Raw genomic sequence first — 14,392 nt, 5'->3', positions numbered from 1 at the left:
AAGTCGCGCGATAGTCGATCCTATCCTCGGGCGTTCTATCAGACCCATCGGCGAAGACAAACAAAACTCGCAACGGGCCCTGCGGCACATCCAAGGATCACCAGCCAGGATCCCCGAAAATGCGCCGCCTCTTCATCGTCTTCATCGCCATCTGCTTTCCCCTGATCGCGACGCTTTCAGCCATCGTGCCGGTCTATGCGCAGACGGCTGCCAAGGGTGCGAGCGGGCTTCCGCTGCCGCGCTTTGCCAGCCTGAAATCCAGGAAGGTCAATATCCGCATCGGGCCAAGCACCGATTACGCGGTTTCCTGGATGTATACCAAGGCCGGCGTACCGATGGAAATCATCCAGGAATACGACAACTGGCGCCGGGTCCGCGATGCCGACGGTACCGAGGGCTGGGTCAATCAGGCGCTGCTTTCGGGCGAGCGCACCGCCGTCGCCGCGCCGTGGATGCGCGGCAAGGGGCCGGATATCTATGTCAACATGCGCCGCGACCCGCAGAGCTCTGCTGCCATCGTCGCCAAGCTCCAGCCGGGCGTCCAGTTGACCGTCAAGGAATGCAACGGCGACTGGTGCCAGGCGGAGGCAAGTGGCACTGAGGGCTGGGTCGCCCAGGCCGAGGTCTGGGGCGTCTATCCGGGCGAGGCCTTTAAATAAGGCCTGCCTGCGATGCCGTTTCCTTCAGCGAGCCCATCGGCCGCGGGCCGATCTGCTGGATGACGACGGCGGCGGCGAGGCAGCCGAGCTTGCCGCAATCTTCCAGCGAACGGTCCTGCGTGTAGCCATAGAGGAAGCCTGCGGCGAACAGATCGCCGGCACCGGTCGTATCGACCAGTTCCTCGATCGGGAAGGCTGCGATCTTCGCAAGCTCCTTGCCGCGAACGACGATTGCGCCGTCCTCCGACATGGTCACGGCCGCCAGCTTGCAATCTGCCGCAATCTTTTCGAGCGCCAGTTCGAGATCTTCCGTCTCATAGAGCGAGAGGAGTTCGTGCTTGTTGGCGAAAACGATGTCGACCGTGCCGGATGTCATCAGGTCGAGAAATTCCGCGCGGTAACGACCGACGCAGAAGGGATCGGACAAGGTCATGGCGACTTCGCGGCCATTGTCATGGGCGATGCGGGCCGCCTCGCGGATCGCTTCCTTGGCGCGCGGCGGATCCCACAGGTAACCTTCGAAATAGGTCACCTTCGATTCCGCAACGACATCTTCCTCGACATGTTCGGGACCGAGTTCGACGCAGGCGCCGAGATAGGTATTCATCGAACGCTCGCCATCCGGCGTGACGAAGATCATGGAACGGGCTGTCGGCGGGTTCAGGCCCTGCGGCTCTGTCTGGTAGTGAACGCCCTGGGCGCGAATATCGTGCTGGAAGATGCCGCCCAGCTGGTCTTCGGCAACCTTGCCGAAATAAGCGGCCTTACCGCCGAAGCCTGCGATACCCGCAGCCGTGTTGCCGGCCGAACCGCCCGAGGCTTCCACGGCAGGTCCCATCTTGGAATAGAGAAGTTCGGCGCGGTCCGCATCGATCAGGTTCATCGCGCCCTTGATGATGGCATTCTCTTCGAGAAAACTGTCATCGCAGCGGGCAAGAATATCAACAATGGCATTGCCAATGGCCAGCACGTCGAACTTCGGCATTCACTCGTCATCCTTTTGGTCTGTAGCTGCGCCATGGGTAGAGGCCTTTTCCAGCCAAGGGAAGGAAAAACATGTTCTAGCCCCACGGCATTTATTTGCCGTCCGTCATGCAGCAGTCATGAATGCAACGTATGGTGCAGGTGTCCGGGTTGGTTGGCTGTCACGGATGTACTGGCGGCTGACTACCGGATACCCTGGTCAGCAATGGTGTGGGCCGCCAAATCAAGTCACGGTTGCAAATCACGCATTTGTCGCACGTGTACTTATGCGATAGATGCATAGGACCAATTCTTTCCAAGGTCCGCTCGTGTCTGCAGTTCTCGCAAACGTTCTCCCCGTCTTCATTCTTATTTTTCTTGGCTGGCTAATCGCGAAATCCGGCGTGCTGAAGGCCGAAACCGGCGATGCGCTGGGTGAATTCGTGTTCAAGATCGCTGTTCCGATGCTGATCTTCGACACGTTGGCAACGGCGGATTTCCAGGGGGTTTCGCCCTTTCGGCTGTGGACCGCGTATTTCATCGGGGTCGCCATCACCTGGGCGATCGGGGATTTCATTGCAAAGCGGATTTTCCGACGCGACGCCAAGATCGCCGTGATTGCCGGCATGTCCGGCAGTTTTGCCAATAACGTCTTCATAGGCCTGCCTCTGGTGTCCCACATCGTAGGCGAAGACGGGCTGGTGGCATTGTCCATCCTGCTCGCCATCCACCTGCCGATCATGATGATCGTCGGCACGATCCTGATGGAAGGGGCGGCCGCCAAGGTTGACGGGACGGCAGCGCGCAGCGTTGCCGCCGTGTTGAAGCAGGTCGGGTCCAATCTTGCCCGCAATCCGCTGGTGATCGCACTCGTCCTCGGCTTGATCGTCAATATTTCCGGACTTTCGATGCCGGGACCGCTGCGCATGGTCATCGACCAGATCGCGGCATCGGCCAGCCCGGCCGCGCTGATCTCGATCGGCATGGCACTGACGCGTTATTCGGTGAAGGGCGATCTGAACCTCTCGGCCAGCGCAGCAGTGCTCAAGCTTTTCCTGCTGCCCGCCTGTGTCTTCCTCTCGGGGCGGATGCTCGACCTGAGGCCCGACTGGACCGCCGCACTGGTGTTGACCGCCTCGGTCCCCACCGGAATCAACGCCTGGCTGATCGCCCAGAGGTTCCGCTCCGGCCAGAGCCTCGCAGCCTCGGTGATCAGTATCACCACCGCCTTCGGCGTGGCCTCCGTCAGCTTCTGGGCATGGCTCCTCACGTAGAGCAATTTCGCTTTTCTTTGAGTCGCGAAATTATTCTATCTCTTTGATTCAATGCAGCTCCGGACGCAAAGCGCCAGCCATGCCGGGCGCTCGCGATTGTCGCCCTAACCGGATCAGTTCGTGGCCGGCGCCGGTGCGTTGGCATCCGGCAAAGGCAGCGGGTTATCCGATTGTTCGCGCAGATAGGCGAGCAGGTTGGCCCGTTCCTTGTCGTTCTTGAGCCCGGCAAAGCCCATGGCCGTGCCCTTCACGAAGGCCTTGGGTGCCGTCAGGAAATGGTTCAGGTGATCGAAAGTCCAGGTTTCCTGGCCACCGTTGGAGAAATCCTTCATCCCGGCCGAATAGGAGAACCCTTCGTGAGTGGCCACCGGCCGGCCGACAACGCCCCAGAGGTCAGGCCCTACCTTGTTGGGGCCTCCCTTCTCTGCGGAATGACAGCTTTGACACTTCTTGAAGATCGTAGCCCCTGCGCCCGCATCGGCATTTGCCAGAAGCTGACCGACCGGGACTGATGCCGGAGCCGCCTCGCCGCCGCCCGCGCCTGCTGCCGGCTCCTCAGCGGCAGCAATGGCAAAACCGGGCGTTACCGGAGCCGACGAATGAAAAATACCTTCTGACGCAATCGAGACTGTCATCATCACGAAGATCGTGGCAAGCAAAGCACCCACCGACATATTGATGTAGGGGTTCATTCAAGAGCTCCTCTCCCAACCCGTTGGCTAGATCCCGTTGGGCAAATTCCCCCGGCCCAACCCCAGGTACAAACGGCCATCTTGCAATCGCGCGGAAGCTATGTCTTTTGCCAAATCGTTGCAAATGGAAACAAAGTCTGGCGATCGAGACTATTTGACACTCTTGACGCCAAAATAGAAGGCCATGATGACACAACCGGCAGAAGAAAAAACCCTGGTGATGATCCCGGCCCGGATGGCCTCGACACGCCTTCCGAACAAGCCTCTGGCGGATATCGCCGGTCTTCCGATGATCATCCAGGTCGCCAAGCGAGCGCAGGAGGCAAAAGTCGGCCGCGTCGTCGTGGCGGTGGACGAGCAGGTGGTCTTCGATGTGGTCCAGGCCGCCGGTTTCGATGTCGTCATGACCAGCCAGCACCACCAGTCGGGCTCCGACCGGATTTTCGAGGCACTGCAGAAAGCCGATCCGGACGGAAAAGCGGAGGTCATCATCAACGTGCAGGGCGACCTGCCGACGGTCGAGGCGGAAGTCGTGCGCGCATCGCTGCGGCCGCTCGACAACCCGTCCACCGACATCGCGACGCTGACCGTCGAGATCACCGACGAACACGAAAAGACCAATCCGAACGTGGTCAAGATCGTCGGCTCACCGCTGTCGGATACGCGGCTGAAGACGCTCTATTTCACCCGCGCGACCGCGCCCTATGGCAACGGCCCGCTCTATCACCATATCGGGCTCTATACCTACCGGCGCGCGGCACTGGAAAAGTTCGTCTCGCTTGGTCCGTCGCCGCTCGAGCTGCGCGAAAAGCTGGAACAGTTGAGGGCGCTCGAGGCCGGGATGCGGATCGATGCCGAGATCGTCCATTCGATCCCGCTCGGCGTCGATACGCCCGCCGATCTGGAAAAGGCCCGCGCCATCCTCCTCTCCCGCCAATCCTGACGAGGCTTTCAATGTCGACGATCACCAACCGCATCGCCTTCCAGGGCGACCATGGCGCAAATTCCGACATGGCCTGCCGCGACATGTTTCCGGACATGGAGCCGCTGCCCTGTCCGACCTTCGAGGACGCTTTCCAGGCGCTCGAAAGCGGCGAGTCGGACCTGGCGATGATCCCGATCGAGAACACGATTGCCGGTCGCGTGGCCGACATTCATACGCTCCTGCCGGAATCGCGACTGCATATCGTCGGCGAATATTTCATGCCGATCCGCTTCCAGCTGATGGTGCTGCCGGGTGTCACCCATGACGAGATTCGCACCGTGCACAGCCATATCCATGCGCTCGGCCAGTGCCGCAAGATCATTCGTGCCAACGGCTGGAAAGCCGTTGTCGCGGGCGATACGGCAGGCGCCGCCAAGATGATTTCGGAGAAAGGCGACCGCTCCATGGCAGCGCTTGCGCCGCGGCTGGCAGCCGATCTCTACAAACTGGAGATCCTTCAGGAAAACGTCGAGGATACGGAAAACAACGTGACCCGCTTCGTCGTGCTGTCGCGTGACGAGAAATGGGTGCAGCGGAACAGCCCGGACGACGTGATCGTCACCACCTTCGTCTTCAATGTCCGCAACATCCCGGCCGCGCTCTACAAGGCGATGGGCGGCTTTGCGACGAACGGCATCAACATGACGAAGCTTGAGAGCTATCAGCTCGGCGGCAAATTCGTGGCGACACAGTTCTATGCCGATATCGAGGGCCATCCGGACGACGCACCGGTGCGCCGCGCGCTGGAAGAACTGCGTTTCTTCTCCGAAAAGGTCCGCATCCTCGGCAGTTACAAGGGCCACCCGATGCGCGGAACGCTGCAGAAGGGCTAAGGCCACTCGTGGTGACTGGCCGACCTAAGCCGGCCAATCTATCCAGTCCTTCATCAGCCGATAGGCGATGGCGCCCTTGGCCGGGCCGAAGGGTTTGATGTCCGGGCCGGCATCCAGCATGCCTTTCACCTCTTCGCGGGTGAACCAGCGAACATCCGACATTTCCTGGGTGTCGATCACGATCTCGGTCGAGACGGCCTCGGAATAGCACCCGATCATCAGAGAATGCGGCATCGGCCATGGCTGGGAGGCGTGGTAGCGGACGCGGCCGACCTCGACGCCGGATTCCTCGAAGGTTTCTCGGCGCACGGCATGCTCGACCGTTTCGCCCGGCTCGACGAAGCCGGCAAGGCAGGAATACATGCCCTCCTGGAAATGATGGCTGCGGCCCAGCAGGCAGCGGTCGTTTTCTGCATCAACCGTCAGCATGATCACCACAGGATCGGTGCGCGGGAAGATCATGTGCTGGCATGCGGTGCAGATGCGCTTGTAGCCGCCGATCTTCATTTCGGTCGGCGAGCCGCATTTGCCGCAGAAGCGATTGGATGAATTCCAGGCGAGAAGCGAGACAGCCTGGGCGACTTCGCCCTGCAGCTCTTCATCGAGCAGCGCCTCACGATAGAGGGCGCGGGCTTCCGTCGGCTTGAAGTGGCTTGCCAACGCATCGGCAGCAACCTGAACCGGCACGGCGACGCGCGGCTCACCGCTCTCGCGGTAACCGAGCAGGATGGCGTTGTCGAAGTCCGGCTTGAGCTCTGCCAGCTCATAGGCCGCGAACAGCGGATCGAGAACCTGATCATCATGCTTGAGGATAAGCTTGCCGGCAGTGAAGGCCAGAATATGGGTACCTTCGATGGCAAGCGCCTCGGCGACACAGTCGTCGCCACGATATTCCGCCCGCCGGTCGAGCCTGTTACCGGCGAAAGCGGTCAGGTTGCTTGGCTCGGGGTGCGGAGCATCCGATTCGAAAAGGTTTTTTGTCATGATGCGAGATTTTCCATCAGGCTTTTGATCAGGGATTGCTTGCGGGCTTCATCATAGGTTTCCGCCTGGCCGAAACCCCAGATCGGGCCGGGCCAGTTCGGATCCCCGTCGAACCGTGCGACGATATGCACATGCAGCTGGCGGACAATATTGCCGATCGCCGCGACATTGATCTTTTCGGCGGATGTCGTCTTTTTCAGAGCGGCTGCCACCATATTGGTTTCGAAGGTCAGAAGCGCCTGATCGAGCGGCGTCAGATCGAAGAGTTCGCTGACGCCGTTTCGCTGCGGCACCAGCATGAACCAGGGCCAGCGGCTGTCCTTCATCATCCTGAGCTGACAGAGGCCGAGGCTCGTGACGAGCTCGGTATCCCTCGCCAGCCGTGCATCCAGTTGAAACCCGCTCACGCATCCCTCCCGGTCTTTTCGTTGTTGTGATTTTCAGCGCTGATAGTTTTTTACAGGGTTGGCTTGCATTTGGAAGCGTTATTGACGATATGTGCGGCGGGAGGTTGGTGGTGGACGAGCCACTCGCCAACCGGGTCAGGTCCGGAAGGAAGCAGCCCTAACGAGCCCGGCACGGGTCGCCGTGCCAGCCTCCCACCTTCTCATCTTGGTCAACATCCGGCCCGGTCAAGATCTCCTGACAGCCGGAATGGCCCGTACAGGCGGCCTTTTCGGCCTATAGTCAGGACCTTATGAGCGACAGCGGGCCGACATCATCCACCCCTTCTTCGACGGCCACGGCCGGCAGCGCCTATCGGGTGCTTGCCCGCAAGTATCGCCCGAAGGATTTCTCCGATCTGATGGTCGGCCAGGAGCCGATGGTTCGCACGCTGACCAACGCGTTCGAAACCGGCCGTATTGCACAGGCATACATGCTGACGGGCGTTCGCGGGGTGGGCAAGACGACGACCGCCCGCATTCTCGCCCGCGCATTGAACTACAAGACCGCTGACATCGACCGCCCGACGATCGATCTGCGCGAACCCGGTGAACATTGCCAGGCGATCATGGAAGGCCGGCATGTCGACGTGATCGAGATGGACGCCGCCTCGCATACCGGTATCGACGACATAAGAGAGATCATCGAGCAGGTGCGCTACCGTCCGGTCTCGGCGCGCTACAAGGTCTATATCATCGACGAAGTGCACATGCTGTCGACGCAGGCCTTCAACGGGTTGCTGAAAACCCTTGAAGAGCCGCCGGAGCATGTGAAATTCATCTTCGCGACCACCGAGATCAGAAAAGTCCCGATCACCGTGCTGTCGCGCTGCCAGCGTTTCGACCTGCGCCGCATCAGTGCTGCCGATCTCGTCGGGCTGTTTTCCACCATTCTCGAAAAGGAAGGCATTCCGGCCGAACAGGAAGCGCTGGCGATGATCGCGCGCGCGGCCGAAGGATCCGCGCGTGACGGGTTGTCGCTGCTCGACCAGTCGATTGCCCATGGCGGCGGCAGCGTGCATGCGGATACCGTTCGCAGCATGCTGGGCCTTGCCGACCGCGCCCGGATCGTCGACCTGTTCGAGCATGTGGTGAAGGGCGATATCACGGCGGCACTTTCGGAATTCAACGCGCAATACGAAGCGGGTGCGAACCCCGTCGTGGTGCTGACGGATCTTGCCGATTTCACCCATCTCGTCACCCGGTTCAAATATATTCCCGAGGCTGCCGACGATCCTTCGCTGAGCGAAGTCGAACGCGTGCGCGGTCGGGAGTTTTCGGAAACCGTCGCCGTCAGCGCCCTGTCGCGCATCTGGCAGATGCTTCTCAAGGGCATTCCTGAGGCCGAAGGTTCGTCGCGCCCGGCAGGGGCCGCCGAAATGGTGCTGATCCGGCTCACCCATGCCGCATCGCTTCCTTCGCCCGAGGATGCCGCACGCCGGCTTGCGGAATTCGCCAATGGCGATGGCAACGGTGTGCAGAATGGTGGCGGCAACGGGCGTGGAGCGCCGATGGGGCAAGGTCCGCAGGGTTCGATCAACGCTCGTGGCATCGACATGGGCGGATCGCGACCGACATCCGGTGGACCCACGGCCATGCTGAAAGCCGTGCCGAATACCGGATTGCAAGCCATGCCTGTGGGCCGCATCGAGGAGCGCCCGAGCGAAAAGCCGGAGCCTAAAGTGCCCGTCCGTTCGCTGCATGATGTGGTCGATCTCTGCACCCAGAACCGGGATGCGCGGCTGAAGGCACTGGTGCGCAATTTCGTCCGGCTGGTGAAGATCGAGCCGGGCCGGCTCGATATCCGCATGACGGATAGCGGCCCCGGCACGCTGCCCGGCGAACTCGGCGTCAAGCTGAAGGAATGGACCGGCATCCACTGGATCGTCTCGCTGAGCAAGGAAGAAGGCGAGCCGACGCTGGTTGAGGCCGATGCCAATGCCCGCGAGGCGCGGCTGACAGACGCCAAATCCGATCCGGACGTGATGGCGATCCTGTCGCAGTTTCCCGGCGCCAAGATCACCGACGTCAGGATCCGCGCCTCGGAAGAGGACAATGACATCGAGGATGCACCGCCGCCGGCGACCGCAGAATCCGCCGAGGGCGATATCCTGCCCGGCGACGACATCGAAGATCTATAAAAAACGTTCAAGAGGAATTACCGATGCGCGACATCATGGGCATGATGGGCAAGGTCAAGGAAATGCAGGCCAAGATGGAGAAGATGCAGGCGGATATCGCCGCTCTCGAAGTCGAAGGCACTGCCGGCGGCGGTCTCGTGACCGTCAAGATGAACGGCAAGGGCGAGATGCTCGGCCTGAAGCTCGATCCGTCGCTGTTCAAGGAAGACGATGTCGAGATCCTCGAGGACCTGATCGTCGCCGCCCACAAGTCGGCAAAAGACCGGGCCGAGCAGATCACGGCCGAAAAGACCAAGGAACTGACCGCCGGCCTGCCGATCCCGCCCGGCATGAAGCTGCCGTTCTGATTTTCCGGTTTCGGAAGGAAGGTTCCGATGACACTGGCTTCCGTATTTGTTTTCGCCGCCGCGCTGTTCGTGGCGGCGGGGTCTCCCGGCCCCAGCATTGCCGCGCTCGTCTCACGTGTGCTGGCCAAGGGCTGGCGTGACGTGCTGCCTTTCCTGGTGGCGATGTGGGTGGGCGAGGCCGTCTGGCTATCCTTCGCCGTGGCGGGCCTCTCGGCGCTTGCCGAAAGCTTCCATTTCGTCTTCGTGGCGATCAAATGGGCCGGTGTTGCCTATCTTCTCTATCTCGCCGTCCGGATGTGGCTCGCCGATCCGGGCGATGCGGCCGACGAACTGCCGGAAAACCGCTCCAGCGTGAAGATGTTCCTTGCCGGCCTCACCGTGACGCTCGGCAATCCGAAGATCATGATGTTCTACGTGGCGCTTCTGCCGTCGATCATCGATCTCAACGGCATAACCTTTGCCGGCTGGCTGGAACTGGTCGCAACCATGCTGGCCGTTTTGGCGACGGTCGACATCGTCTGGACGATGCTTGCCAACAAGGCCCGGCAGTTTCTGAAAAGCCCGCGCGCGGTGAGGATCGTCAACCGGATTTCCGCCGGCACGATGGCCGGTGCCGCCGCAGCGATCGCGACGCGCTGACACCGGGAAGATCTGCCTTCGACTTTATGCCGACCACTTCACACGGCAAGTTTCTCCCGCCAGCGGCTGCCGATCGGACTTGCGAGAAAACGGGCCCTGTCGCGATCGGATGGGCGACCGCCGAGTGAAGCCAACAATTCCGGCAGGCTCACACGCTCGCCGTCGTAAGCTTGGCAGGCCACCGGCGCGCCCGGCGAAAGCAACCCCGGCTGCAGCACCCTGCAATAGATGCCGGGGCGGCCGGCCCTGATGAAAGCCTTGAGAAGTTTCGCGTCGCCGAGCTTTGCTGCCAGCGTATTGCAGGGCGAGCGGGGACAGGTCGCCTCAAGTGTCACCGCGCCCACTTGGAAACGATCGCCGACTGCCACGTCGCGGTTATCGAGCCCTTGCACCACGAGATTCTCACCGAACGTGCCGAACGGCACCTCCCGGTCGAGTTCGGACCGCCACCAGTCCAGCGTCAGAGACCCTTCGAGCAGGATCGCCTGATCCGGACCGCCATGGTGTTTGCGGTTGCAGACTGCATCTCCGACCAGGCCAAGTGTGTCGACCATGACGGGACCACCGACGGGCATTTTGTAGATGCCGGTGCGATAATTGCGGCCGGCCAGCTTTTCCGCGTGGCCCATGCAGATCGCCAGAAGTTTCATGCAGGCCCTGTCCTTATTGATCCTTCGGTCTTTCCGTTCAACCGACATATGGGCTAAAGGGAGGTCATGGCAAAGCGAGTCACCGGCCCCGAAATCGAAAAACTCATCCAGCTTCTGGCGAAGGTTCCGGGGCTCGGCCCCCGATCCGCGCGGCGGGCGGCCCTCCATCTGATCAAGAAGAAGGACCAGTTGCTCGGCCCCCTGTCACATGCCATGGGCGAGGCCTATGATAAGGTGAAGATCTGCTCGCGCTGCGGCAATGTCGATACGTCCGATCCCTGCACCGTCTGCACCGATATCCGCCGCGACCACTCGATGCTGATCGTCTGCGAGGACGTGTCCGATCTCTGGGCGCTGGAACGTGCCGGCGCGATGAATGCCGCCTACCACGTTCTCGGCGGCACGCTCTCGCCGCTCGACGGCGTCGGGCCGGACGACCTCAATATCCGCTCGCTCGTCGACCGGGTGAGCGAGGGAACGGTGAAAGAGATCATCATCGCCGTCAATGCCACCGTCGAAGGTCAGACGACGGCGCATTACATCACGGACCAGCTTTCCGATTTTGACGTGAAGATCACCCGGCTTGCCCATGGGGTGCCGGTCGGCGGCGAACTGGATTATCTCGATGAAGGCACGCTGACCGCCGCCCTCAGGGCCCGGACGACGATCTGAGGAGGAACGATGCGCAAGACACTCATCGCTCTGGCGGCTTTCGCAGCACTTCTTCTTCCGCTCCCCGCCTCTGCCCAGAACAGGCCGGATGTCGAGAGGCAGTTCCAGCAATGGATCGCCACCGATCTTGGCCCGCAAGCGCGCAAGGCCGGCATTTCGCAGCGTACGATCGAAGCCGCCTTCAAGGGCGTGACACTGAACTGGGATCTGCCCGATCTAGTGCCGCCCGGTTCCAAGCCGCCGAAACAACAGGACCAAAGCCAGGCGGAATTTTCCTCTCCGGGTGCCTATTTCTCGGAGAAACGGCTGCAGATGCTGGCCGAGACCGGCCGCGGGCTTGCATCGACCTATGCCTCGACGCTGAAGCAGATCGAAGCCAAGTATGGCGTTCCGGGCGAGATCCTGATCGCGATCTGGGGGCGTGAAACCGGTTATGGCAAGGCGCGCATGCCCTATTCGGCGATCCAGGTGCTGGCAACCAAGGCCTTCATGTCGACCCGCAAGGAGATGTTCCGCGACGAACTGATCGCGGCGCTGACGATGATCCAGCGCGGCGATGCAACGGCCACAGAGATGAAGGGCTCATGGGCCGGGGCGCTCGGCCAGCCGCAGTTCATGCCATCGAGCTATCTCAAATACGCCGTCGACTTCGATCGCGACGGGCATCCGGACATCTGGAATTCGGTGCCGGACGCGCTCGCGTCGATCGCCCATTACCTCAACGAAGAGGGTTGGCAGCGCGGGCGCGACTGGGGGTTCGAGGTATCGATCCCCGCCAAAGTCAGCTGCGCGCAGGAGGGGCCGGACCTTGCAAAGCCGATCTCTGCCTGGGTTTCGACCGGGATTGCGCGCATTTCCGACAAGGCGTTTCCCTCATCCGAACTCAGGGCCGACGGCATGATGCTGCTGCCGGCCGGCCGCTTCGGGCCTGAATTCATCGTCACGCCGAATTTCTACGTGCTCAAGCAATATAACAATTCCGACCTCTATGCGCTGTTCATCGGCAATCTCGCCGATCGCATCGCCCATGGGGCCGGTCCCTTCCAGGCGAACTGGGGTGATGTCGGCAAGATGCTGCGTTCCGACGTACTTGCGATGCAAAAGGCCCTTGTGGCCAAGGGTTATGACGTCGGCAATGTCGACGGGCTGCCGGGCTTCAAGACGCGGCGTTCGCTCGGCGACTGGCAGGCGAAGGCCGGACTTGCGCCGACCTGTTATCCGGATGCATCGCTGAAGGCGAAACTAAGGTAGAAACGACCGACATCAATGATGCAGGTCGATATGCGGCTTGTGGAAGATGTCGTCGCTCGGCGGGATTGCCTGCCGTTCGATCATGCGATGAACACGCGGCCCGTCCGCGCCCTTGTGGAGCCTGCGGATCTGATCCCAGATCTCGGCATCGATCTGCAGACGGCGCTGGTTGTGGCGGACGTAATCGGCCCAGGTGGCCGTATGGTAGGTTTCGGTCCAGATATCGGTCTGTTCGAGATCGCGCATCAAGGCCCATTGGCGTGCGCCATCGCGAATGCGCACCCGACGTCGGCGCGCCATCAGGGTGAGGAATTCCGGAATATCCTTGTCGTCGATCTCGTAGTCGATCTGCAGCACGATCGGGCCGCTACGCGGCTTCAAATCCAGCCTCAGCATGGGGGCATTGAAGCGATTGAGCGGGCTCAAATCCACGTCGGCGAATTGCGGCAATGGCGTGCGGATGCCGGCGAGCGCGCCCGCCAGTGTGGCAAGGCTGGCAATGCTGAGGGCAGCCGAGATGCCGAGATCCTCGGCAAGAAGACCCCAGATCCAGCTGCCGGCGGCGATACCGCCAAACGTAGCCGTCTGGTAGAACGAGAGTGCCCGGCCGACCACCCAGCGTGGCGCCGACAATTGCACCGTCGTGTTGAACAGCGACAAGGCCAGAACCCAACAGGCACCGGGCACAAGCAGGACGACTGAAGTCAGCCAGATATTGGTGCTGAAGCCGATGATGGCGGAGCTTGCGGCAAAGCCCAGGAACGCGAACTGGACGATCCGTTCGCTGGACAAGATTTCCCGGAGCCGGGAATTGGCCATGGCACCGGCGATCGCGCCCAGGCCAAACGCACCGAGCATGATGCCGTAGGTCAGTGGCCCACCGTCGACGAGGTCGCGCGCCACGACCGGCAACAGCGCCAGAACAACGCTGGCAGAAAAGCCGAAAAGAAGCCCGCGAAACAGCACGTTGAGAATGTTGGGCGACATGGTGACGTAGCCAAGCCCCGCCGAAAGCGCCTGCGCCATCGTTTCCCTCGGCAGGCTATCGTCCCGCCGTTCAGGCTTCCAGCGGATCAAGGCATAGATCAGCGCGACATAGCTGGCGGCATTCAGGGCAAAGGCTGCCGCGGCGCCGGCAGCCGCCACGACGGCCCCGCCGATCGCCGGTCCGACACTTCTCGTTATGTTGAAGCCGACGCTGTTCAGCGTCACCGCCTGCGGGAGCATGTCTCTGGAGACGATATCGCCGACCGACGCCTGCCAGGACGGGTTATTGAGCGCCACGCCGCAGCCGAGAAGAAAGGTGAACAGCAGCAGAAGCCAGGGGGTCAACAGGTCGAGATAGGCAAAAGCCGTCAGTACCACGGACACGACCAGCATGAAGGCTTGAGCCGTCAGCATGAGACTGCGCCGATTGAAGTTATCGGCAAGCGCACCGGCAATCAGCGAGAACATCATGATCGGCAATGCCGTCGATGCCTGAACCAGCGCCACCATGTCCTGCGAACTGGAGATGGAGGTCATCATCCAGGCCGCACCCACAGCCTGGATCAGACCCCCGAAATTCGATGCAAGGCTCGCAATCCATATGATACGAAAGGTCGGGTTCTTGAATGGCGCAAGCGTTGCTATCCGATCCGGCACGTTGTGGCCCTAGCTCCTCTTTCGGGTCTATGTATCGGTTATAGAGATCGGACGTGCCAATTCCAGCGCTTTGCCGGAGAAAAAGTGCATGCCTTGCAATTACCGGGCCGAGGGCGTATATGGACGCCATATTCTTGATCGTCCGATGAAGAGTGGGCCCGACCGGACCCGCTCTTTTTTGTTAGGCGATCGCTTCAACCCGCATCACGGACGCG

15 protein-coding genes and 1 other RNA gene are annotated in these 14,392 nt (G+C 61.3%); 10 read left to right on the top strand and 6 right to left on the bottom strand.

The window, feature by feature from the left end:
* Positions 1 to 119 precede the first annotated feature (119 nt).
* The gene (locus NCHU2750_RS19680) at positions 120 to 659 is read left to right on the top strand and encodes an SH3 domain-containing protein (protein ID WP_119942366.1); all 540 of its coding nucleotides are present in this window, start codon (positions 120 to 122) and stop codon (positions 657 to 659) included.
* Here the strand turns inward: NCHU2750_RS19680 and NCHU2750_RS19675 are convergent.
* Positions 652 to 1,644: an adenosine kinase gene (locus NCHU2750_RS19675; protein ID WP_119942364.1), complete on the bottom strand. Its 993-nt coding sequence runs from the start codon at positions 1,642 to 1,644 to the stop codon at positions 652 to 654. The genes NCHU2750_RS19680 and NCHU2750_RS19675 overlap by 8 nt on opposite strands.
* Before the next feature lie 307 nt (positions 1,645 to 1,951).
* On the opposite strand from NCHU2750_RS19675, the gene NCHU2750_RS19670 reads away from it, so the two are divergent.
* A complete protein-coding gene (locus NCHU2750_RS19670; protein ID WP_119943574.1) occupies positions 1,952 to 2,896 on the top strand; it encodes an AEC family transporter in 945 nt (314 codons plus the stop codon).
* 113 nt (positions 2,897 to 3,009) lie between these two features.
* On the opposite strand, the gene NCHU2750_RS19665 is transcribed toward NCHU2750_RS19670, so the two are convergent.
* Positions 3,010 to 3,588: a c-type cytochrome gene (locus tag NCHU2750_RS19665; RefSeq protein ID WP_119942362.1), complete on the bottom strand. Its 579-nt coding sequence runs from the start codon at positions 3,586 to 3,588 to the stop codon at positions 3,010 to 3,012.
* 187 nt (positions 3,589 to 3,775) lie between these two features.
* Between NCHU2750_RS19665 and NCHU2750_RS19660 the strand changes: the two genes are divergently transcribed.
* Positions 3,776 to 4,531: a 3-deoxy-manno-octulosonate cytidylyltransferase gene (locus tag NCHU2750_RS19660; protein WP_119943572.1), complete on the top strand. Its 756-nt coding sequence runs from the start codon at positions 3,776 to 3,778 to the stop codon at positions 4,529 to 4,531.
* A gap of 11 nt (positions 4,532 to 4,542) precedes the next feature.
* Positions 4,543 to 5,406 carry a prephenate dehydratase gene (locus tag NCHU2750_RS19655; RefSeq protein ID WP_119942360.1) on the top strand — a complete coding sequence of 288 codons (864 nt, stop codon included), beginning with the start codon at positions 4,543 to 4,545 and terminating at the stop codon, positions 5,404 to 5,406.
* 24 nt (positions 5,407 to 5,430) lie between these two features.
* On the opposite strand, the gene nudC is transcribed toward NCHU2750_RS19655, so the two are convergent.
* Positions 5,431 to 6,390 carry an NAD(+) diphosphatase gene (gene nudC / locus NCHU2750_RS19650; protein WP_119942358.1) on the bottom strand — a complete coding sequence of 320 codons (960 nt, stop codon included), beginning with the start codon at positions 6,388 to 6,390 and terminating at the stop codon, positions 5,431 to 5,433.
* On the bottom strand, positions 6,387 to 6,797 hold the full coding sequence (locus NCHU2750_RS19645) for an HIT family protein (RefSeq protein ID WP_119942356.1): 411 nt from the start codon (positions 6,795 to 6,797) through the stop codon (positions 6,387 to 6,389). The genes nudC and NCHU2750_RS19645 overlap by 4 nt, the downstream gene beginning before the upstream one ends.
* Positions 6,798 to 6,896: 99 nt before the next feature.
* On the opposite strand from NCHU2750_RS19645, the gene ffs reads away from it, so the two are divergent.
* From ffs to NCHU2750_RS19625, 4 genes are all read left to right on the top strand, one after another.
* An RNA gene (ffs, locus tag NCHU2750_RS19640) (signal recognition particle sRNA small type) lies at positions 6,897 to 6,993 on the top strand.
* A 94-nt stretch (positions 6,994 to 7,087) separates the two neighbouring features.
* The gene (locus NCHU2750_RS19635; protein WP_119942354.1) at positions 7,088 to 8,974 is read left to right on the top strand and encodes a DNA polymerase III subunit gamma/tau; all 1,887 of its coding nucleotides are present in this window, start codon (positions 7,088 to 7,090) and stop codon (positions 8,972 to 8,974) included.
* A gap of 23 nt (positions 8,975 to 8,997) precedes the next feature.
* Positions 8,998 to 9,321 (top strand): YbaB/EbfC family nucleoid-associated protein, encoded by a 324-nt coding sequence (locus tag NCHU2750_RS19630; protein WP_119942352.1) that lies wholly within the window; start codon positions 8,998 to 9,000, stop codon positions 9,319 to 9,321.
* Positions 9,322 to 9,348: 27 nt separating this feature from the next.
* A complete protein-coding gene (locus tag NCHU2750_RS19625; RefSeq protein WP_119942350.1) occupies positions 9,349 to 9,960 on the top strand; it encodes a LysE family translocator in 612 nt (203 codons plus the stop codon).
* A 38-nt stretch (positions 9,961 to 9,998) separates the two neighbouring features.
* Here the strand turns inward: NCHU2750_RS19625 and NCHU2750_RS19620 are convergent, their stop codons facing one another.
* Positions 9,999 to 10,610, bottom strand: coding sequence for an MOSC domain-containing protein (locus NCHU2750_RS19620; protein WP_119942348.1), 612 nt, complete (start codon positions 10,608 to 10,610; stop codon positions 9,999 to 10,001).
* Positions 10,611 to 10,676: 66 nt separating this feature from the next.
* Between NCHU2750_RS19620 and recR the strand changes: the two genes are divergently transcribed.
* Together recR and NCHU2750_RS19610 are read left to right on the top strand one after the other, a co-directional pair.
* On the top strand, positions 10,677 to 11,282 hold the full coding sequence (gene recR / locus NCHU2750_RS19615; protein ID WP_119942346.1) for a recombination mediator RecR: 606 nt from the start codon (positions 10,677 to 10,679) through the stop codon (positions 11,280 to 11,282).
* A gap of 9 nt (positions 11,283 to 11,291) precedes the next feature.
* The gene (locus tag NCHU2750_RS19610; protein WP_119942344.1) at positions 11,292 to 12,533 is read left to right on the top strand and encodes a lytic murein transglycosylase; all 1,242 of its coding nucleotides are present in this window, start codon (positions 11,292 to 11,294) and stop codon (positions 12,531 to 12,533) included.
* Between the two features lie 12 nt (positions 12,534 to 12,545).
* On the opposite strand, the gene NCHU2750_RS19605 is transcribed toward NCHU2750_RS19610, so the two are convergent.
* Positions 12,546 to 14,177 (bottom strand): MFS transporter, encoded by a 1,632-nt coding sequence (locus tag NCHU2750_RS19605; RefSeq protein ID WP_119942342.1) that lies wholly within the window; start codon positions 14,175 to 14,177, stop codon positions 12,546 to 12,548.
* Positions 14,178 to 14,392 lie beyond the last annotated feature (215 nt).

The organism is Neorhizobium sp. NCHU2750 (genome assembly GCF_003597675.1).
In the GTDB taxonomy this organism is placed as follows: domain Bacteria; phylum Pseudomonadota; class Alphaproteobacteria; order Rhizobiales; family Rhizobiaceae; genus Neorhizobium.
Note: the sequence above shows the minus strand (reverse complement) of the source record. Positions and strands in the feature narration are given on the sequence as shown.